Source organism: Amycolatopsis sp. CA-126428 (genome assembly GCF_002904335.1).
In the GTDB taxonomy this organism is placed as follows: Bacteria; Actinomycetota; Actinomycetes; order Mycobacteriales; family Pseudonocardiaceae; genus Amycolatopsis.
In genome coordinates this window covers 86,543-106,422 of sequence record NZ_PPHF01000169.1, presented here as the reverse complement: position 1 = coordinate 106,422, position 19,880 = coordinate 86,543, and the positions used below count along the sequence as shown (strand labels likewise).

The following is a 19,880-nucleotide window of genomic DNA, read 5'->3' as shown; positions in this document are numbered from 1 at the left end:
CACAAACGGATCTTGAACACCCTTCGCCCATCTCCGGTCAACACCCAGACTTACGCATTACTCGTCTAGGGCATCCGGACCGTCCGCAGGAAGGCCGGCAGCAGCCACGGCCGCGGGCCGCCGATTCGCACGCCGCCGAGCAAAGCCGCGCGGAGGCGGGAAATCCGGCCGAACATCATCGGGACCAGCACCGCCGGGTCGAACCGCAGGCGGACGTCCGTGGTGCCGTCCGGTTCCTCGTAGCGCAGCTTTCCGTGCTGGAGCGCCAGCACCGCCGGTCTCGTGTACGCCGACCGGAACTCCACCGCGATGCGACGCGGCGACGGCTTCGCGTCGTCGAGGAGGTGGCCCATGTCGTTGCGGACCATGCCGAACAGGAACAGCTCCAGGAACAGCGCCTCGAGCCGCGCGGGGACGTGCCACGGCCGCCCGAGGGCGTGGGCGATGTCGAGGCCGTGGATCAGCATTTCGTTGACCAGGTGCGCGAGGACACCCGCCACCGGCACCCGGGAGCCGCCCAGCCACCACACCGGCTTCTCCGGGTCGAGGTCCGCGCTGACCAGCAGCACCTCGGCGATGTCGGCGCGCAGCCGCGCGGCCAGCCGGACCGGGTCGCGCTCCGGGTAGAGCTCCAGCGCGAGCGCGTTCATCCGGGAGATCGTGTCGACGCTCGCCGCGTCGATCGGCTCTTCGAGACCCGGCAGCGGCAGCGGGCCGCCGTCGCCGCGGATCATCGCCGTGTACATCAGCGCGATCATCCCCACGTGCGACGCCGCTTCCGCGATCGACCACTCGCCGAGCGCCCGCTCGTGCGGGTCCCCGACCCCGGTCAGCAGGTCCGCGAACCGGCCGCCGACCTCGGGCAAGGCCGCGCGCACCTGGTGCCACTGTTCGACCGTCACGGTTTCCGACGTTAACCCGCGGGCACACCGGCCCGAGTCTCCGAAGGTGCGGTTATCTTCGGGGCATGACCCGGCTGCTGCCCCGGTCGACCCGGTGGCGGGTCGCCCTCTTCGCCGCCCTCGCGTCGGCTGTCGTGCTCGGCCTCGGGTCGTACTGGTTCGTGCGGTCGCTGCGCAGCGGCCTGGACCTCGCCGCGGTGCGGGTCGCCAACGAAAAGGTCGCCGCCATCGCGGGCCTGCTCGAGGCCGGCGTGTCGCCCACCGAAGTGGCCGGGCAGCTGAACTACGGCGGCTACCAGATCAGCCTCGGCAAGGGGGACGACAGCGGCTGCCCGGAGCGCCTGGACCAGGGTGGGACCGTCGTCGGGAAGGCGCGCGTCCTGGGGCCCGGCTGCGTGGTGGGGATGCCGTTCCCGATCGACGGCGGCATCCAGTCGGTCACCGGGACCAAAGGCGGGAAGTACTTCGTCCAGGCGCAGACCGCGCTCGACCCGATCGGCCTCGAGACCGTGGCCAATGCCGAGCAGCTCCTCTGGGGCGCGGTGCCGGCGGCTTCGCTGCTCATCGGGGCCGTCGCCTGGTTCGCCGTCCGCCGGTCGCTGCGCGCGGTCGGGGCCATCCGCGCGGGGGTCGACGGCGTCCGCGCGCGCGACCTCGGCCGCCGGGTGCCGGTGCCCGACTCCGGCGACGAGATCACCGAACTCGCCGTCACGATGAACGAGATGCTGGCGCGGCTCGACCGGTCCGTGCAGCGGCAGAGCCAGTTCACCGCGGACGCGTCGCACGAGCTGCGCACGCCGCTGGCGTCGATGCGTACCCAGCTCGAGGTCCAGCTCGCCCACCCCGACCGGCTCGACTGGCGCCGCAGCTGCGAGAACGCCGTGCTGGACGTCTCGCGGATGGAGACGCTCACCGGGGATCTGCTGCTGCTCAGCAAGTTGGACGCCGGCCAGCCGGCCGGGGTCACCCGGATCGCGCTGGCGGACCTCGTCACCGGGCACGTCGCCGCGCGGCTCCCGCGTGATGGCGTCGAGGTGCGCACCGAGATCCACGCCGGCCCGGTGGTCCAGGGGCACCGGGGACGCCTGGAACGCGTGCTGCGCAACCTCGCCGACAACGCCGAGCGGCACGCGGCGAGCCGCGTGACGATCACGCTCACCGAGGCCGGCGGCCACGCGGTGCTGGCCGTCCGGGACGACGGCCCCGGCATTCCGGCCGAACACCGCGAGCGCGTCTTCGACCGGTTCGTCCGCCTCGACGACGACCGCGCGCGCGAAGACGACGGCGGCTCGGGGCTGGGGCTGGCGATCGCCGCGGAGATCGCGCGGACGCACGGCGGCACGCTGCTCGTCGCCGAGAGCACGTCCGGCGCCTGCCTCGAGCTGCGCCTGCCGCTTGCCTGAAGTCTTCTTCAGGCAGCTTCAGCTTCGGTTCAGCGTGGCCGCACGAGCATCCCGCCATGCTGATCGACTTCGCGCCCGCTCCGGCGCGCACCCGCGAACGCCGCGCGGTCCCCTACGTCGTCGCCGCGGTCGCCTTCGCCGGGTACGCCGCCTGGTCGCTGCAGCGGCTGCGGACGTTCGACGCGAGCGGGTTCGACCTGGGGCTCTTCGAACAGGCGGTGCGGTCCTACGCGCACGGGCACTGGCCGGTGTCGGACCTGCTCGGCGCGGGCTACCCGACGCTGGGCGACCACTTCCACCCGATCCTGGCGCTGCTGGCGCCGTTCTACCTGCTGTGGCCGTCACCGGGGTGCCTGCTGGTCGCGCAGGCGTTGCTGTTCGCGCTGTCCGCGGTGCCGGTGACGCGCTGCGCGATCCGGCTGCTCGGCGTCCGCCGGGGTGCGCTCGCGGGCGCCGGGTACGTGCTGTCGTGGGGGCTGCTGTCGGCGGTGAACTTCGACTTCCACGAGGTCTGTTTCGCCGTTCCGATGCTGGCCTTCACCGCCGAGCACCTGCTGCACGAGCGGTGGCGGGCCGCGGTCTGGTGCGCGCTGCCGCTGGTGCTGGTCAAGGAGGACCTGCCGCTGACGCTCGCGGCCGTCGGCCTGGTGCTGGTGCTCAACCGGCAGCGGCGGCTCGGCTGGACGGTGCTCGTCTTCGGCGTAGTCACGTCCGCGCTGCTGTTCCTGGTCGTGCTGCCGGCGTTGAACCCGGGAGGCGCGTACGCGCACGGCAGCGGCCTCGACCCGTTCGGCGGCGCGATCGTCAAGGTTTCGATGCTGCTGGCCCTGCTGGCGCCGACGGCCTTCGCGGCCCTGCGGTCGCCCCTGCTCCTCCTCGCGGTGCCGACGCTGCTGTGGCGGCTGGCCTCGGCGAACGACCGCTACTGGGGCATGGGCTACCACTACAGCGCGGTGCTGATGCCGATCGTGTTCATCGCCGGCGTGCACGGCGCCCGCCGGTTCGGCGGGTTCAAGCGGTACCTGCCGGTGTGCGCGGTGGTCGCCGGGCTGGCGTCGTCCGGCCTGCAAGCGGCCCACCTGACCGACGGCGTCTGGACGCCGGCGCAGCGGACCGGGATCGACGCGGTCCTGGCGCGGATTCCCGACGGCGCGACGGTGCTGGCGTCCAACCGGCTGGCACCGCGGCTGACGTCCCGCTGCACGGTGCTGTTCTTCGACGGCGTGACCGGCGAGCGGCCGGAGTGGGTGGCCGTCGCGCAGCCGGAACAGTCCTGGCCGACCACCCTGGCGTCGAAGGCCGCGGCGCTGACGGAGCTGGAGGACACGGGATACCGGCGCGTCGACGGGACGGACTCCGTCGTGCTGCTCCACCGTGAGTAGGAAACTCGCAGCGGTAACCGGCCAGTCGGGGGGCGTGCCGGCCGGTTACCGCCGCACCGAGGAAGAGGGAACCCTGCTTGAGGAATGACGCCCGGGTTTGCGCTTCACTCGATCGAGTGACGCTGGCCCACCTTCAAGCGTTCGAGGCGACGGCCTTGGTGGCGTCTCCCGCACCCAACGCCGTTACCCTAGGGATAATTGCCACACTGACGAGACATTTATAACTGCCACATTGATGTGACAAATCAACGTAGGGTCGCAGCAGTGACCACCTGACTTGGGCGCTGGAGGCTGGTCAGCTGCGGCCGAAGCACACGAACGGCATCAACGGCTCCGCCCGCGCCGCGTCCGCCAACGCCCGCGCCGGCGGCGTGCCCACCGCCAGCGCCTGGTGGAACGCCAGCATCACCCCACCCGCCGTGCGGTCGTCGACGCGGGCCACGCTCGAAACCACCGTGCGGCTGCCGCCGTAGAGCAGCGCCGCCGTGAAACCCAAGACCTCGTCGCCCGCGCGGACCACCGCCTGGCCGACGTCGCACGACGACAGCACCACCTGCTCCGGTGCCGTCGCCAACTGCTGGACGTCGTAGGCCATCAGCGGCCCGTCGGCCAGGTTGAGCCGAGAAAACAGCACGTTCTCCTGCTCGTGGTGGCCGTGCGCGGCGAAGTGGGCCAGGCGGCAGCCGTCGAACGCCTTGAGCGTGGCCGCGACCGTTGCGTCCGGGCCGATCAGGACCTCGGCGTCCGGGTACAGCGGCGCCAGCCGGGTCACCTCGGCCTCCGCGTGGGTCAGGTCGGAACCCGCGACGAGCAGCGGGGCTCCGGTCGCCCGGCCGGAGCGGGGACCCGCGTCGAACCAGGCCGACGACGACGGCGTGACCGTCACCGGGCGGCCGTGCAGCGTCGGCAGCAGCCCCCACGGGATCGCCGAAAGCGCGCCGGTCGGCACGACGACCACGTCGAGGTCGCCGAGCCGGGACGCCAGCGGGGCCAGCAGGACCGCGTCCAGCGCGGTGACCTGCGTCCGCACCGAACGGCGGATGACCCGGTCCAGCTGCGGCGGTAGCTGGCGCCCGCACAGCGCATCGAGGTCGCTGTGCAGCCGCGCGACCGGCTCCGCCACGGCCGACGCCGGGCCGAGCTCGACCAGCGCCACCCGGTGGTTCGCGAGCACCTGCGCGCACAACGCGCCGCGGTCGGCGAGGAAGCAGACCATCGCGCTGCCGGTCGCCGCGAGCTCGTCGCCGATCTCGCGCAGCTTCGCCTCGGCGTGGTCGGCGGCCACGCCCTCGGCCTGCCAGCCCTTGGCGCGGATCTCCCGTTCCAGCGCGGCACACCGCTTCACGGCCTGGGTGTCCGGCTTCCCGGCCAGCTCGCCCGCGCGGATCTGCATCGAGAGGAACCGCAGCTCGGCGACGGCGTCGGCGATCTCGGGGTGGGACGGCGGGCGCACCGGCCGGAACCGGAACGCCTGGGCGCGCGAGCGGTCGAGCCAGCGGAACACCACGCCCGGCGAGCGCTGGGCAAGCGCCGCGGCGAGCCCCGCGTCGGCGAGTTCCTTGCCCAGCGACGTCGTCCCGGTCTGCAGGTCGACGCTGCCGAACCGGCTGCGGTGCCGCTGCAGCTGCGTCAGCCCGGCCCGCGCGTTCGCGAACGTGATGCGCCGGTGGCCGGTCGCGGCGCCGAGTTCGGCGAGCGCCAGCCGCCGCACCAGGCGGTTTTCCAGCGGCGCGGTCCGGCGGTCGCGCGGGGCGATCCCGGCGCGGGCGCCGTCGAGATCGCCCAGCGCGATCCGGGCCCGGGCGGCCAGCAGGGCCGCGATTTCGGCGTCGTTGCGCAGGCCCAGCGCGGTGAGCCGATCGGCCAGCGCGGTCGCCTCCGCGCCGATGCGGGAGATCCGCCGCCCGGCCGCGAAGTCCGCGCGCAGCACCGTCAGCTGCGCCACCGCCGCCCAGGTTTCGTTGCCACGACGGCGAAACCTGCGTTCGGCCCGGCCGGCCCAGGCCCGCGCGGCCGCCGGATCGCCGCTCGCCAGCGCGGCCAGCGCCCTGGTCAGCTCCGCCTCGGCGTGTTCCTGGTTCATCCGCAGCCGCGGGAACTGCTCGAGCGCGGCGTCGAGTTCGGCGGCGGCTTCGTGGGGCAGCCCGGCGGCCAGCAGCGCCCGCGCCTTGTCGACGGCCAGCACCGGCAGCATCCCGACGCTCTGTTCGGCGTAGAACCCGCTCGCCGCGTCGAAGTCGCGCAGGGCGCCCGGGATGTCGCCGGTGAGCACCCGCGCCTGGCCGCGGCCGTGCGCGGCCTTGGCGAAGATCCGGGCCAGGCCGTCCTCTTCGGGATGGCCGGCCCCGATCTGCTCGCACTGGTCGAGGTCGGCGAGCGCGAGCCGGACGCGCCCGGCGTACTGGTGCAGCATCGCGCGGTTGAGCAGCGTCCTGGCGAGCACGACGAACTCGCCGGCCTGCCGCAGCAGCGGGATGGCCTCGTCGAAGCACACCAGGGCTTCGTCCATCCGGCCGATCAGGATGAGCACGAGACCCCGTTGCTGGCGCAGGATCCCGCGCCCGGCGTCCGACACGAGGGTGTCGGCCTCGTCGAGCAGCGCGAGCCCGCGGGCGCTGTGGCCCAGCGCCGTTTCGACGGCCGCGTAGGTGCCCAGCACGCGTGTCGCGAGGTCGGGCCAGGCGGGCCACCCCGCCGGTGGTTCGGTGGCGGGCAGGCCGAGGAGCCGCGCGGCGGAGCGGATCAGGCGCCCGCCGACCACGGGCTGACCGTTGTTGGTCGCCGCGACCGCCCGCCGGTGCAGGTCGCGAACCCGGTCTTCGACCCTCGGCGACGCGACCACGGGCTGCCCTTTCGGCCGGGGAAGAACGCCCCGGATCGTACCTCCGAGTCAGAGGTATCAGGCAGCTCCCGGAGCCCGGGTCATTACGGTGGCTGAATGTCCTCTCCCGTGTCGACGGTCATCGAAGCACTGCCGCGCCGGTACCGCGGGATCATCGTGGAGCTGCTCGGCGACCGCGCCCCGGACCTGCTGGCCGCGTTGCGAACGCAGGCCAAACCGACCCTCGCCCAGCAGGAAGGCGTGCTCGAGGTGCTGGTCGACGCCTTTGTCGACCACCTCGGCCCCTTTGACGAACCCACCCCGCGGGGCGCGCTCATCGACGACGCGCTCGGAGCGTTTCTCGAGCGGTGGCCCGCCGAGGACCTCACCGAGCCGTGATCCGGCTCCGCGGCTCGCGCTCAGAGTTCGATCGCCGGGGTGCTCACCGTCCTCGAGCGGCCGGCCGTGCGCACCAGCACCTGGACCATCCCGTGCGGCACGCCGCCGACCGCGAACCGGCCCTCCGCGTCCGACGTCGTGGTCAGCGGGCCCGAGCTCGCGCGGACCTCGATCGGGTGCTCGGCCGGGGGCGTCAACCAGCCGTCCAGGCGGATCGTGCCGCCCGGCTCGGGGCTGACGTTCACCATGATCGTCAGGCTTTCGCTGTCGAACGTGATGAGCCTGCCCTGTTCGGCGGCGCTGCGCGCATCCGCGAGCTGCGCCAGGTCGCGGATGCGCATCACCTCCAGGTCGACGTCCTCCAGCCGGATCGCGAACCGGATCTGGTCCACCAGCGTGGCGGGCATCGGGTCGGCGTCTTCCCACAGCTCGCGCACACCGGCCAGCAACCGGAGGTCGAGCTCGTCCAAGGGCTCGTTAGCGCCTGGTGGTTCGACGGTCGTCACAGCCAATCTCCTTCGCCGTTGGCGAGTAGCTGCTCGCGCAGGCGCGCGAGGCAACGTCCCCTGGTCGGGCCGATACTCCCCCTCGGCATTCCCAGCCGGGCGCCGACTTCGGCGTAGTCCGGCCGGTGCACGAACGCCACGATCCGCAGCAGGCTGCGGCAGCGTTCGGGCAGGTTGTCGACCGCGCGCCACAACCGCACGCGCTGGTCCTCGCGCAGCACCCCCTCCTCGGGTGCCGGCGATGCTTCGGAAAGCCGCTCCGGAAGCTCCGGCAGCGGCCGCTCGATCTGGCGCTTTTCCCCCGTGCGCCAGGCCTCCCGCTTGGTGACGGTGATCAGCCAGCCGGTCAGCGCGACCGGCGAGCGGATCTCCGCGAACGAGCCGAGCAGCCGCAGCCACGTCGTCTGCACGACGTCGGCCGCGTGCTCGGCGTCCAGCCCCTGATCACGCGCCACCTGCCAGAGCAACGGCGTGAGCAGGGAAACCAGCTCGTCCAGCGCCGCGCGGTCGCCCTCCCGCGCGGCGTCGAACAGGGTCGCCACGCGAGCGTGGTCGGTCTTGGCCACGTTCACAGCGTGCCCAGCGCGGTCCAGGCGCGCTTGACGACGGTTTCGCGGTCGACCGTGGCCAGGTCCCCGGACTGCAGCAGGGCCTTGCCGAGCTCGGCGGCGGCCAGCGGCGCGGCGAACGACGTCCCGTCCCAGACCGCGAAGCCGGCGCTGTAGTCGTCGGGGTCGAAGGAGTTGCGGCCGAAGCCCGGCACCTCGTGGTCGGCGGTCGCGGTGCCGCGGACGTCGGTCGGGTAGGTGCTGACGACGCCGGCGCCGGTCGCCCAGGCGCGCACCCACGGGCCTTCGTTGGAGAACAGCGCCTTGCTCGCGGTGACGTCGGGGTTGAGCGCCCCGACGCTGATCACCTGCGGGCCGCTGCCGCCGCCGAGCGGCTGGTCGGCGAAGGCCGCCGGGTAGAACCGGCGCGTGGTGGCGTCGTTGCCCGCGGCGGCGGTGACGAGCACGCCGAGGCCGAGCAGCTCCGCGATCACCGAACCGAACTGGCCGGTGAAGGCGACGTCCGCCGGGTCCTCCACGTAGTAGCCCAGCGAGATCGAGATGATGTCCACCATGTCCTGCGGGCGGTTGTTCGCCTGCGCGTTCCGGACGCGGTCGGCCAGCAGGTGCAGCGCGAGCAGCACGTCGGCTTCGTACGCGACGCCGTCGCTGTGCACCACGCGGATCGCGAGGGTGTCGGCTTCCGGGCAGGCCTGCCGGACGATGCCGGCGATGAACAGGCCGTGCCCGGTGTCGGTGTCGACGTCGCCGATCAGCGGCTGGCCGGTCGTCGGCGCGTCCCAGTAGTCCGAGAGCAGCTGGGTCGGCAACGTCGTGCCGGAAGCGAGCTCGGCCTGCAGGATCGCCGCCTGGATGCCCGGCGCGACGGCAAGCCCCGACCCGGCGGCCGGCGGGCCGCTGCGGTCGGTCAGGCCGAACCACGGGTGCGGGCCGATGCCGGTGTCCAGCACCGCGATCACCGGCCGCCGCTGCTCGGCCTTCTCGCTGCGGTAGGGCGGCGCCGCGGCCAGCGTCACCGGGATCCGGTTGGCGCCGCGGGTGCGCCCGTAGGAGCTGCCCGCACCGAACCCGCTGGTCTCCCACGGCGTGCCGCCGAGGCCGCTGGTCTCCCACGGCACCCCGCCGAACACCGGCGTGGTGAACAGCAGGTGCTCGACGGACATCTCCCGGACGATTTCCGGGTCGAGCTCGGGCCGCTCGCCCGACGCGGCGGACCGCAGCAGCTGGAGCGCTTTCCAGCAGTCGACGACGACCGGGTCGGCGTCTTCGCGGACGCGCAGCAGGGCGCGGACGGGCAGTTCGTCGAGCTGCCGGTACCGGGCCGCTTCCTTGGTATCGCCCCCGCCGGCCGGCTCGGCGTAGAGGCCGATGCGGGCCAGGACGCCGTTGATGGCGGCCAGCGTCTGCTGGTCACGGAGGTACCGCTGCGGGATGAGGAACACGCCCGGCCGGTACACGGTGGTGCGCGGGGCCGGCTGCCCGGCCGCGACGACCGCCGTCGCCGGATCGAGCACGCGGGCGCCGTGCCGGTCCAGCAACTGCCTTGGCGGGGCCGGGAGCTCGTTGAGCGTGCTCGCGTCCTCCGCCGCTGCTTCCGTGGTCTCGTCTCGCAAGAACCTGACGACCATCGGGTCCACCCTCCTGCTGCCTCTGCCCCCGCCACTGATCACCAACGGCACCCGGGAAAGACCCGTGGGCCGCCACCGGGATACGACACCGACGTCACGAATGCATAACGGCCACGGCAAACGGGTGACGACGTATCTGGCGCCCCCGGCTCACCCACTTGGCCCTCCGGAGTTACCGATCCGCCCCAAAGCAGGCCGCCCCCAAGCGGCACGCAACCGTCGCCGCGAAGGCGTTCGGCCGTGGCTGGGGGCGGATCGGTAACGATCAGCACAGCACGAGAGGCCTGCGGGGAGATCACCATGGTTGTGCTCCGGCCGAGCACGCACGAAGCCGCCTTCACACCGGAACCGGCGACCGGTGGCGGCTGCTTCACGGTGCCGCTCGACCTGCCGCCCGGTCCCGGCGGCAGCGCACCCGCGCTCGCGCTGCGGTACACGACCGGCGCGCCGGACGGCCCGTTCGGCGGCGGGTTCACCCTGCCCCTGCCGCACGTCGGGCCGGCGGACGAGCACGCGCCTCCCGGGGCCGCGGGCCGGCTCGTCCGCCGTGGCGACGGCTTCCTGCTCACCACCGCGGCGGGCCTGCGGCACTTCCTCGAGCCCGGCGACGGCGCCACCTGGTACCTCGACCGGACCGAGGACGCGTTCGGCACCACCGCGACGTTCGGCTGGGCGCACCACAGTGGCCAGGCCTACCTCACGCGCGTCTCCTACGGCCCGTACGAAGTGGAGTTCAGCTACGAGCCGCGACCGGACGTGCTGCGCCGGGGCCGCGACGGCGCCCTCGTCACGACGGCCCTGCGGTGCGCGCGGATCGATCTGCGGGTGCCCGCCTCGACCCGGCCGCTCGTGCGGCGGTGGACCCTCGGCTACGACGCCGACGACGTCACCGGCGCGTCCCTGCTGACGTCGGTGGCGCTCACCGGCTTCGACACCCACGGCGCCGAAACCGCCGCCCCGGTCTTGCGGCTGGCCTACGCCTCCGTGGCGGCCGCGACCCCGCGGCGGGTCCGGCTGTCCGCGCGAGCGCGGGCCGGCGGCGGGGTGTCCGTGCTCGACGCCGTGCCGTACCACTCCTTCGAAGACCTGTCCCGCACCGGACGGCTGTGCGAGATCGACAACGGGCTGGGGCTGCGGACCGCGATCGAGTACGCGACCGTCGCGTCGGTGCCGGTGGTCCGGCGGGTTTCGCTGCGCGAATCGGCCACCGGCCACGTGGGCGTCACGGAGTTCGAGTACCACGACAGCCGGCCGCCCGGCTTCGGCCGCGTGGTCCAGGACGACCTCGGCGACGAGTACGCGCCCACCCTGCGGACCGTGCGCTGGTTCGGCAACGAAGGGCTCCTGGACAAGGAGGAGACCTACGGCCTCGACGGCTCACCGGCGGCGGACCGGCCGTACCGCCGCGTCGAGCACCTGCGGCGTCCACAGTGGACACGGTCGGTGACGACGGTGTTCGAGCGCCGGGAGACCCCGGTTTCGGTCACCACGAAGGAGACGGCCTTCGACGCGGCCGGGAACCCGGCCCGGGAGGTGGAGACGACCGAACGGCCCGGCCGCGAGCCGGTCGTGCGCGAGACGCGGACGAAGTACGCGGCCGACCCCGAACGCCGGTTCACCGCGCTCCCGGCACGGGTCCGCGAGGTCGACGGTACCGGGAAAGTGTTGTCCGACAGGATCTTCCGGTACGACGAGGAGCCCGATGGCTTCGCCGGTTCGCACGGTTTCCGCACCGCACGGGAGGAGCTGGTGCTCACCGACGCGCTCGTCGCCGACCTCTACGGCTCGCGCCCGCCGGACCTGCGGCACCACGGGTACCACCGCCGTCCCGGCGAGGAAGGCTGGTGGGTCACGACGTTCCACGGTCGGCTCGGCACCGTCGCCGGGCTGCGCACCACGACGACCGATCCGCTCGGCCACACCCGGGAGGTCCGGTATTCCGCCGACCACTGCTTCCCCGAGGTGACCACGGACCCGCTGGGGAACGTGACGATCACGCGCCACGACGTCCGCACCGCACGGGTGTGCCGGGTGACCGATCCGGCGGGGGCGGTGACCACGTGGACCCACGACCCGCTGGGGCGGCCCGAAACGGTGGTGCGGCCGGGTGACTCGGCGGACCTGCCCACCGTCCGGTACCGCTACGACCACGGCGGACCGGTGCGGGTGACCACCGAGCAGCGCGCGGTGTCCGGCGAGGCGGAGGTGCTGGTGACCGCCGAGCTGCGCGACGGCGCCGGGCGGCTGCTGGAGCGGCGGCACGCGGAACTGCTCGGCGACGTCGTCGACGAGCACCACGAGTACTGCGCGCGGGGCCTGGTGTGCCGCACGAGCCGGGCGTTCCGCGACGGCGATCCGCCGCCCCCGCCCACGGAGTTCCGGTACGACGCACTGGGCCGCCCGCTGGGCGCGGACGCTCGTGACGACGCCCCCGACAAGGGCAGCGCGCACGATCTGCTCGGGCGCGAACTGCGGGATGCGGACGGGGTGGTGCACGTCCGGGACGCGGCCGGGAACGTGGTCGAGTCGCGGACCGGCGACGGGCACACGGTGTTCCGGGTGCACGACGCGGCCGGCCGGGTGGTCGCGGTGCTGGTCGACGATCCGCGCGGCACCGCGGTCACCACGTTCACCCACCACGACGGCGGGCTGCCGGTCCCGCTCGGCGCGGGGCCGCACAGCTGCGGGCGCCTGGTGCGCGTCGCCGACGAATGCGGCGTGACCCACTTCGGCTACGACGCTCTCGGCCACGCGGCCGAGAAGCGCTGGCGCCCGGCGCACGTCGCCGTCGAGTACCGGCTCGACCTGGCGCACCGGGCCGACGGGCGGGTCGCGGAGGTGGTCTACCCCGACGCCGGCGACGGACGGCTGACCGTCCACCACCAGTACGACGAGGTCGGCCGGCTGGTGAGCGTGCCCGGGTTCGTCGACGCCGTCGCCTACGACTTGAGCGGCCGCCGCACCGCGGTGCACTACGCGAACGGCGTCAGCGAGCACTTCGCCGGCGGGCAGCACGTGCTCACCGGCCCGGGTGGGCTGGTGCGCGACATCGGTTCCGGGCCGGCCCCGGAGACGCCGCCGGGCAGCGAAATCCGGGACGCGTTCGGCCGGCTGCGCGGGGTGCACGGCGACGACGGCGTCAACGCGCTCTACAGCTACGACCACACCGGCCGGCGGGTGCGCACGCTGGTCACCGACGGCACGCGCATCCACGAAGTCCTGACCCCGGATGACCTGTACACCATCGAAGACGGCGAGCTGGTGGTCGTGGTGGCGGGTGCGGTGCGGCAGTACGCGGACGGCAGGCGGCGGTACCTGCACTTCGACGACGCCGGCGAAATCGCCCTGGTGACCGACGAGCACGGCACGGTCAGTCCAGCACCGCCAGGTCCAGCCGGCTGAGGCGGTCCGGGTCGGCGAGGATGTCGATCTCGACGATCCGGCCGCCCGCGACCGTGAAGCCCAGCACCGAGAACGGCCGGCCCTCGCGCGTCGCGACCACGCCCGCCGCGCCGTTGACGAGCGCCCGGTGCACGACGCCGCCGCCGGCGCCGAGGCGCGAGAAGGTCAGCGCCTGGTTCGCCACCGCCGCGGCGCCGCGGACTTCGGTCGAGCCGCCCCGCGCCGCGCCGCGGTCGGCGCGCAGCACGACCTCGGGGTCCAGGACCGAGACGAGCGCGTCGAAGTCACCGCCGCGGGCGGCCGCCAGGAAGGCGTCGACGACTTCGCGCTGGCGGGCGAGATCCGGGTCCGGCGCGACCGGGGCGCCCTGCACCCGCCGCCGCGCGCGGCTGGCCAGCTGCCGGGTCGCCGCCTCGGACCGGCCGACGACCGGCGCGATTTCCTCGAACGGCATCGCGAACATGTCCCGCAGCACGAACGCCAGCCGCTCGGCCGGGGTGAGCGTGTCGAGCACGACCAGCAGCGCGAGACCGACCGAGTCGGCCAGCAGCACCTCGTGCTCGGGGCCGTCGTCCTCGCGGCTGACGATCGGGTCGGGCACCAGCGCTTCCCACGGCTCCTCGCGCCGGGCCTTGCGCGACCGCAGCATGTCGAGGCAGACCCGCCCGACGACGGTGGTCAGCCACCCACCCAGGTTTTCGACGGCCGCGGTGTCGCTCCGGCTCAGCTTCAGCCACGACTCCTGGACGGCGTCGTCGGCCTCGCTCAGCGAACCCAGCATCCGGTAGGCGACGGACCGCAGGTGGCCGCGGTGCGTCTCGAAGCTGCGGGCCAGGAGCTCCTCGTTCACGGGTTCGTCCTTTCGCGGTGCGATCACCACCTTGACGAACGCGGGCGGGAATTTGTGACAGGCCTCCCGTCACGTTTGACCTGGAGCGCGCTCCAGCACCTAGCGTCGGTCGAGCCAAGATCGCCGAGGAAAGGAACCCCGACATGACCGACGAGCGCTTCGAACGCGGCTTGAAGACCCTGACCGAGATCGACGGCGAGAGCGGGCAGCGGGTGATCGACGCGCTCGCCGACGTCGCCCCCGCGCTGGGCGAGGCCGTTCTGTCGTGGGGGTTCGGGGAGATCTACTCGCGGCCGGGACTGGCGCCGCGCGACCGCCAGCTGGTCACCCTCGGCATGCTCACCGCCCTCGGCGGCTGCGAGCCGCAGCTGGAAGTGCACGTCAACGCGTCACTCAACGTCGGCCTCACGCCGGCGGAGATCGTCGAGGCCCTCCTGCACTCCGCTGTCTACTGTGGATTCCCGAAGGCGCTGAACGCGACCTTCACGGCGAAGAAGGTGTTCGGTGAGCGCGGGCTGCTGCCGGTGACCGCGGACCGGTAGCCGACAGACGGTCCGGTCCGACCGGCAAGAACGCCGACAATGATCGCGCGCGGGCTCCTCCAGGCGCGCGCCCCCGTGCAACAATGCGAACGCGATCCGGGACGAGCCGTTGGTGACGTCCCGGACACGCCCTGGGACACAGTCATCGATCAGCATCGGCAACACAGCGGCCGCGAAGATCGACTTGACGAGATCCCCCTCAGTGGAACTCGCAGAGATATCCTGTGATCTTTTACTCTGTCCACTTGTTGTCCCGTTTCACGACAAACGGAGCTCCAGTATGAATGCGGTTCGGCGCTTCTCCGGCACAAGTGGATAACGTCTCGGAGAAGCTCCCGAGCGTTACGAAAAGCTGCGAGCTATGGTTGAAACTTCACCCCGTTGCACTAGCTGACGCAGTCTGACCTGCCCTTACTCTGATGATCGACGCGAAGGTCGACAGCGAATCCGGGTCGCTCGCTTGCTTCGGTCGCATGGGAGGAGGCGGAGCGCATGTTGAAGAGCTTCGTCTCCTGGCTCGATTCGTATACCGCTCAGCGAGGTGCGCCGGGGGTGATCGGCGACCTTGTCGGGGTGCTGAGTTTCGCAGGCCTCCTGGGGACGCTGTTCGGCAGTCAAATGGTCCGCGCGGGGGCGTTCCTGGCCGCGGGGTTGCTCGTGATCGTCGGGATCCTGTTCGTCCTAGCCGGCAACCGGCGGCTGCGGCGGGACTACGCCGTGTACCGGGAGTTGCTCGCCCAGTACTGCGACTTCATCATCGATCACCGGCCCGAGCCACTGGTCTTGGTGAACGACTGGGATCAGACGGTGTTCATCCAGCGAAACGGCGACGTTCGCGAAAGGTTGATCATCAAAGCGGTGGCGCTGCGCGAAGAGGTCCACTTCATCAGGTTCTACGCCGGCAGCCAGTGGGACCAACCCGAGAAGGACCGGGACAAGGTCCGGATCAACGCCCGCAGCTTGAAGGTGAACGGCAAGCCCGGGCCACACTGGAACGTCACCAAGTCTTGGTTGTCCAGCAGGCAGATGGCGATGATCGTTCATCTGCACGCGCCGATTCGGCAAGGCGAAGAGATCCGCCTCGACATAGAGCGATTTTGGCCCAAGAAGTGCAAACCGATCATGTGCGACAGAGATGCCGAGGACTTCGACTTCCACTCGGGCAAAGTCATACAGATCGACAAGGTGAATTACCGAGTCGTCTTTCCCGGCAAGTTCGCCGTTTCTTACGACGCCATCGGCTTCCAGGACGACCGATCGAGCGGCACCTTCATCACGTCGGACACCGACGCTGACGGCCGCACAGTCGTCACCCTGCACATCGACCACGTGCCCGTCGACGCCAAGTACGGCATGAAGCTGGACGTGGGGTAGCCCGTCCGCATGCGGCTCGGACTACCCCGGCAGTCAGTCGCCGCCTTCAGAACCGCCCATGGAACAAGTCACCTTCGTGTCGCGTACAAAGTGCACGCCCGCCCAGGAAGGGCAGACGAGGAGTTGCGGGGATAACGACTATCACGTGACGCAGGGCGAGAAGCCCGAGTTGCGACACGCGGCGACGCTAGCGCATGATCAGCCGAACAGTCCACAGTAAACACTGAGCGTTCAACCTTCGAGTGATCTTGGCCGCGGCCCATAAAGGTGCGACGCACACTCCTGGACAGGCGCTTCACGACGACTGCGCCGCCAATGCTTACACCGAGTACCGATGTCGCTACGTTTTGCCTTCGCCGGATCGTAACCGATTTCCCCGCCGACAGACCCGGCCTGCCGTCGCCGGAGAGATGGCGCAACACAGCGGAACTTCGCAGGACAGCGCAGCGGTGCATCGCCACCTCCTGACTCGGCCACCCCGTTAGTCGCGCGGGCTCAGCCTTCGGTTACATCGAGCACCGACCACACCGAGGCAGTTGATCAAGAGCGATAGCCGACAGATCAGACGATTGTGTGCCGATGAGCGGCATCCTCCCTTGACGTACGATATATCAGGAACTAATCATCGGATCTCTCGGACGAGGAGGTCCCTTGAGAATCCGACTGCTTGCCTGCCTCGCCGCCGCCGTCGCGCTGGTGGCGAGCCTGGTCAGTCCCGCGAACGCCGAGCTGTACCACCCGCGCCAGGACTGGCTGCGGGCCTCGACGGCCGGGCTGTTCCTGCACTGGGGCATGTTCACCGCGCCGCGGCACACCGACTGCGCCGCCTGGGAACGCGATGTCACCGACGGTGGCTGGACGCCGGGTTACTGGATCGACGAGGCGAAGAAGCTGGGCGCGTCCTACGTCGTCCTCACCACCTTCCACAGCCGGCTGGGCTACGCGCGGCCGTGGCCGTCGAAGATCCCCGGCAGCTGCTCGACGCAGCGTGACTTCCTCGGCGAGCTGATCGCCGCCGGCCAGGCCAAGGGCGTGCGGGTCATGCTCTACATGACCGACGATCCCCAGTGGCACAACGAAACCGGGCACGAATCCCTCGATTCGGCCGCCTACTCGGCGTACAAGGGCCACCAGGTCGACCTCACCACCCGGCCCGGCTTCGGCGAGTACTCCTACGACCTGTTCGACGAGGTCATGGACCGGTACTCGGGCCTCGCCGGGTTCTGGATCGACAACGACAACGAGTACTGGGAGCAGCACGGGCTCTACGAACACATCCGCGAGAAGCGGCCGTCCTGGTTGCTGAGCAACAACAACGAAGACACGCCGATCATGGACACGGTCAGCAACGAGCAGAAGACCGGCATGACCCCGTCCTACGACTACCCGCAGGCGGTCTACACGCCGATGCCGCGGCTCACCGAGGCCGACTACAAGCTGCCGACCAACGGCGACTGGTGGTACAGCGGCGGCGACCAGGCCGTCGACTTCCGGCTCTCCACCGGCCGGTACATCACGAACGCGGGCTCGTCGATCAAGTCGCTGATGGCCGAAACCGCCATGCTGAACGGGAAGTTCCCGCCGCAGCAGGAGGCGTTCAACAACTTCATGGCGTCCTGGACCCAGCCGATCCGGGAGTCCCTCGAAGGCACCCAGGGCGGCGGGTACATGTACGGCGGCCTGCAGCCCGGCTTCTGGAACGACGGCGCCCACGGCGTGATCACCGTCAAGCCCGGCGCGCGGACGCAGTACGTGCACGTCGTCACGCGGCCGTCGACGAACCTGGTCCGGCTGCGGGACAACGGCTACCGCGTCACCGGCGTGTCCGATCTGCGCACCGGGAAGCCGATGCGGTTCGCCCAGTCCGGCGGCTATCTGTCCATTCTGGACATCCAGAACTGGGACACCTACGACACGGTGTTCAAAGTGGACACCGCCGGGCAGCAGTACTTCTACGACAAGAGCACGATCAAGGCGACCGCGTCGACTTCCGCGGACGGGCACCCGGCGGCAAACCTCGTCGACGGCAGCTACCTGAACTACTGGGACGCGGGCGGCCAGTTGCCGGTGTCCGTGACGCTGGACCTGGGCCGGAAGCGGTCGACGGCCTACCTGGCGGTGCACGAGCGCGAGTCGTCGCCGACCTCCGCGCGGGAGTCCTTCGGCCGCGCCGAGGACTCCGCGCGGATCAAGGACTACCGGGTCCACGCCAGTGACGACGGGACGAACTGGCGCACGGTGCGCACCGGCGCCCTGCCCAGCAACCGCGGCGTCCAGTTCATCGACGTCGGCGAGGTGCACGCGCGGTACCTGAAGCTCGAGGTGCTGAACACGTGGTCCGGGCCGCAGGCCAAGCCGTTCTACCGGCAGCTGGCGCTCGACGAGATCGACGTCGCCTACGGCTACCCGGACCCGCGCGGCGAGGTGCCGTTGGAAGCGGAGTCGTGGCGCAACGGCTTCGAGGGCCAGGCGACGCCGGTGTGGTGCGAGGCGTGCTCGGGCACGAACGCGGTGACCGGCCTCGACCGCGGCGCGGTCGTCTTCCGCAACGTCCAGGCCACCGGTCCGTCCCGGCTGCAGCTCGACACGACGGGACCGGGCACGCTCTCGGTGAGCGTCAACGGCGCGGCCCCGATCGCGGTCACCGCACCAGGCGCGATCCCGGTGCCGCTCAACGCGGGCGCCAACACGATCAAGGTCTCCGGAACGGTGGACCTCGACCGGATCGCGGTCGCGCCGATGCCGCCGGAGTCGTACACGCCGAAGACGACGCTGACCGTGCAACCCGCCGGTGTGCAATGGGTTTCGCCCGGTCAGCAGTCGCTCCGGATCACCGCGTCGCTGCGGCTCGACGTCGACGACCCGATCGACCAGGTGTCGCTGGCCCCGGTCGTCCCGGCGGGCTGGACGGTGTCGGGCGATCCGGTGACGGCGTCCGCGCTGGGGCTCGGCCAGGTGCTGAGCGGCTCCTGGACGGTGACCGCCCCGACCGCCCAGGAGGTGAGCATCCCGGTGACGGCGTCCTTCCGGACGCTCGGGCGCGCGAAGTCGGTGAGCAAGCCGGTGCAGGTGAAGCCGCGGCCCGCGGACCGGGTGTTCATGCGGGAGGCGGAGGACTCGGCGAACGACATCGGCGACGCCGGCGTCACGAGCTGCTCGCCGTGCTCGGGCGGGCAGAAGGTGCGCAACATCGGCCCGGGAGCGGCGGTGACCTTCCCCGGCGTGACGGTGCCCGCGGCGGGCCAGTACACCTTGTACCTGGACTTCACCGTCAACGGCGACCGGTCGTACTTCGTCTCGGTGAACGGCGGCGCGCCGGCCGAGGTGAAGGTCAGCGGCGCCGGGAACAACACCCCGTACACCACTTCGGTCCCGGTGTCGCTGACCGCGGGCGCCAATACGATCCGGATCGGCAACGACCGCGCCGGGGCTCCGGACCTGGACCGGATTTCACTGGGTTAGCTCCCGCAGCACCCGGGCCGCGTCGATGTCGACGGCGCGGCCCGGGTCCCCGCCCGCCGCACTCCACGCGACGGACACCCACAGCTCGGCGTAGTCGCCGCGGTCGATGCGGGGCAGCCGCCAGGTGAGCCGGCCTCCGGTCCGCTCGACGGCGTCCCCGCCGACCAGCCGGGACCAGTACGGCGGAACGTGCTGCCCGGCCCGCGAACACCGCCGCAGCAGCTCGGCCCCGGGGCCGCCGACGCTCACCGCGGCGTCGGCGGTCTCGGCGGTGAAGGCGCTTTCCCAGATGCGGTCCTCGTGCGGCGCGCCGGCCAGCTCGGCGTGGACGACGAACTCGCCGACGTCCTCGCGGGCCAGCACCCGGAGGATGGTGGTCTCGCGAGTGATCCCGGGCAGCCCGGACGCGGTGGGTCCGGACACGACGTCGAGCCGCACGGAGCTGTGCCGCCACCGGCACAGCCGGGCACCGGACTCGAGGCCCCAGGTCAGTTCCGGTCTCGCGGGCACGTCCCAGCCGCCGACGCGGACGGCGAACCGCACGTCCCCGAGCGGGGTGACGACGTCGAGCGCCCGCGGGGCCGTCCGCGAAAGGACTTCGGTGTCCAGCATGCAGACATCCTTACCCCGCGCGCGGAGC

14 protein-coding genes are annotated in these 19,880 nt (G+C 71.7%); 7 read left to right on the top strand and 7 right to left on the bottom strand.

What is annotated here, in order from left to right; all coding sequences use genetic code 11:
- Window positions 1-65: 65 nt before the first annotated feature.
- Window positions 66-902 (bottom strand): maleylpyruvate isomerase N-terminal domain-containing protein, encoded by an 837-nt coding sequence (locus C2L58_RS44495; RefSeq protein WP_103343651.1) that lies wholly within the window; start codon window positions 900-902, stop codon window positions 66-68.
- Between the two features lie 65 nt (window positions 903-967).
- Here C2L58_RS44495 and C2L58_RS44490 point away from each other — a divergent pair, with 65 nt between their 5' ends.
- Together C2L58_RS44490 and C2L58_RS44485 are read left to right on the top strand one after the other, a co-directional pair.
- Complete coding sequence (locus C2L58_RS44490) at window positions 968-2,305, top strand: sensor histidine kinase (protein WP_103343650.1); 1,338 nt, start codon at window positions 968-970, stop codon at window positions 2,303-2,305.
- A gap of 56 nt (window positions 2,306-2,361) precedes the next feature.
- A complete protein-coding gene (locus C2L58_RS44485; protein WP_103343649.1) occupies window positions 2,362-3,687 on the top strand; it encodes a DUF2079 domain-containing protein in 1,326 nt (441 codons plus the stop codon).
- 295 nt (window positions 3,688-3,982) lie between these two features.
- On the opposite strand, the gene C2L58_RS44480 is transcribed toward C2L58_RS44485, so the two are convergent.
- On the bottom strand, window positions 3,983-6,529 hold the full coding sequence (locus C2L58_RS44480) for a CHAT domain-containing protein (RefSeq protein WP_103343648.1): 2,547 nt from the start codon (window positions 6,527-6,529) through the stop codon (window positions 3,983-3,985).
- A gap of 96 nt (window positions 6,530-6,625) precedes the next feature.
- Here C2L58_RS44480 and C2L58_RS44475 point away from each other — a divergent pair, with 96 nt between their 5' ends.
- Window positions 6,626-6,907: a hypothetical protein gene (locus C2L58_RS44475; RefSeq protein ID WP_146073797.1), complete on the top strand. Its 282-nt coding sequence runs from the start codon at window positions 6,626-6,628 to the stop codon at window positions 6,905-6,907.
- 20 nt (window positions 6,908-6,927) lie between these two features.
- On the opposite strand, the gene C2L58_RS44470 is transcribed toward C2L58_RS44475, so the two are convergent.
- Genes C2L58_RS44470 through C2L58_RS44460 form a run of 3 tightly spaced genes read right to left on the bottom strand, consistent with a single transcriptional unit; the run spans window position 6,928 to window position 9,610 of the window.
- A complete protein-coding gene (locus C2L58_RS44470; protein WP_103343646.1) occupies window positions 6,928-7,413 on the bottom strand; it encodes a hypothetical protein in 486 nt (161 codons plus the stop codon).
- The gene (locus tag C2L58_RS44465) at window positions 7,410-7,985 is read right to left on the bottom strand and encodes an RNA polymerase sigma factor (protein ID WP_013230377.1); all 576 of its coding nucleotides are present in this window, start codon (window positions 7,983-7,985) and stop codon (window positions 7,410-7,412) included. Before C2L58_RS44465 ends, C2L58_RS44470 begins: the two co-directional genes overlap by 4 nt.
- The gene (locus C2L58_RS44460) at window positions 7,982-9,610 is read right to left on the bottom strand and encodes a S8 family serine peptidase (protein WP_103343645.1); all 1,629 of its coding nucleotides are present in this window, start codon (window positions 9,608-9,610) and stop codon (window positions 7,982-7,984) included. The genes C2L58_RS44465 and C2L58_RS44460 overlap by 4 nt, the downstream gene beginning before the upstream one ends.
- Window positions 9,611-9,910: 300 nt before the next feature.
- On the opposite strand from C2L58_RS44460, the gene C2L58_RS44455 reads away from it, so the two are divergent.
- On the top strand, window positions 9,911-13,012 hold the full coding sequence (locus C2L58_RS44455) for a SpvB/TcaC N-terminal domain-containing protein (protein WP_103343644.1): 3,102 nt from the start codon (window positions 9,911-9,913) through the stop codon (window positions 13,010-13,012).
- On the opposite strand, the gene C2L58_RS44450 is transcribed toward C2L58_RS44455, so the two are convergent.
- Window positions 12,981-13,862, bottom strand: coding sequence for a sigma-70 family RNA polymerase sigma factor (locus C2L58_RS44450; RefSeq protein WP_103343643.1), 882 nt, complete (start codon window positions 13,860-13,862; stop codon window positions 12,981-12,983). The two genes, C2L58_RS44455 and C2L58_RS44450, sit on opposite strands and share 32 nt — an antisense overlap.
- Window positions 13,863-14,005: 143 nt before the next feature.
- Here C2L58_RS44450 and C2L58_RS44445 point away from each other — a divergent pair, with 143 nt between their 5' ends.
- The 3 genes from C2L58_RS44445 to C2L58_RS44435 all read left to right on the top strand — a co-directional run bounded on the left by C2L58_RS44445 (window position 14,006) and on the right by C2L58_RS44435 (window position 19,240).
- Window positions 14,006-14,404, top strand: coding sequence for a carboxymuconolactone decarboxylase family protein (locus tag C2L58_RS44445; RefSeq protein ID WP_103343642.1), 399 nt, complete (start codon window positions 14,006-14,008; stop codon window positions 14,402-14,404).
- Between the two features lie 492 nt (window positions 14,405-14,896).
- Window positions 14,897-15,778, top strand: coding sequence for a hypothetical protein (locus C2L58_RS44440; protein ID WP_103343641.1), 882 nt, complete (start codon window positions 14,897-14,899; stop codon window positions 15,776-15,778).
- Window positions 15,779-16,429: 651 nt separating this feature from the next.
- A complete protein-coding gene (locus C2L58_RS44435; RefSeq protein ID WP_103343640.1) occupies window positions 16,430-19,240 on the top strand; it encodes a discoidin domain-containing protein in 2,811 nt (936 codons plus the stop codon).
- Here C2L58_RS44435 and C2L58_RS44430 read toward each other — a convergent pair.
- The gene (locus tag C2L58_RS44430; RefSeq protein WP_103343639.1) at window positions 19,229-19,852 is read right to left on the bottom strand and encodes a hypothetical protein; all 624 of its coding nucleotides are present in this window, start codon (window positions 19,850-19,852) and stop codon (window positions 19,229-19,231) included. The genes C2L58_RS44435 and C2L58_RS44430 overlap by 12 nt on opposite strands.
- Window positions 19,853-19,880: the final 28 nt, after the last annotated feature.

Excerpts from the sequence above, each read along its gene's own strand:
- C2L58_RS44430 (WP_103343639.1), bottom strand. The coding sequence starts at position 19,852 with ATGCTGGACACCGAAGTCCTTTCGCGGACGGCCCCGCGGGCGCTCGAC.
- C2L58_RS44455 (WP_103343644.1), top strand. The coding sequence starts at position 9,911 with ATGGTTGTGCTCCGGCCGAGCACGCACGAAGCCGCCTTCACACCGGAA.
- C2L58_RS44485 (WP_103343649.1), top strand. The coding sequence starts at position 2,362 with ATGCTGATCGACTTCGCGCCCGCTCCGGCGCGCACCCGCGAACGCCGC.
- C2L58_RS44460 (WP_103343645.1), bottom strand. The coding sequence starts at position 9,610 with ATGGTCGTCAGGTTCTTGCGAGACGAGACCACGGAAGCAGCGGCGGAG.
- C2L58_RS44440 (WP_103343641.1), top strand. The coding sequence starts at position 14,897 with ATGTTGAAGAGCTTCGTCTCCTGGCTCGATTCGTATACCGCTCAGCGA.
- C2L58_RS44475 (WP_146073797.1), top strand. The coding sequence starts at position 6,626 with ATGTCCTCTCCCGTGTCGACGGTCATCGAAGCACTGCCGCGCCGGTAC.
- C2L58_RS44490 (WP_103343650.1), top strand. The coding sequence starts at position 968 with ATGACCCGGCTGCTGCCCCGGTCGACCCGGTGGCGGGTCGCCCTCTTC.
- C2L58_RS44445 (WP_103343642.1), top strand. The coding sequence starts at position 14,006 with ATGACCGACGAGCGCTTCGAACGCGGCTTGAAGACCCTGACCGAGATC.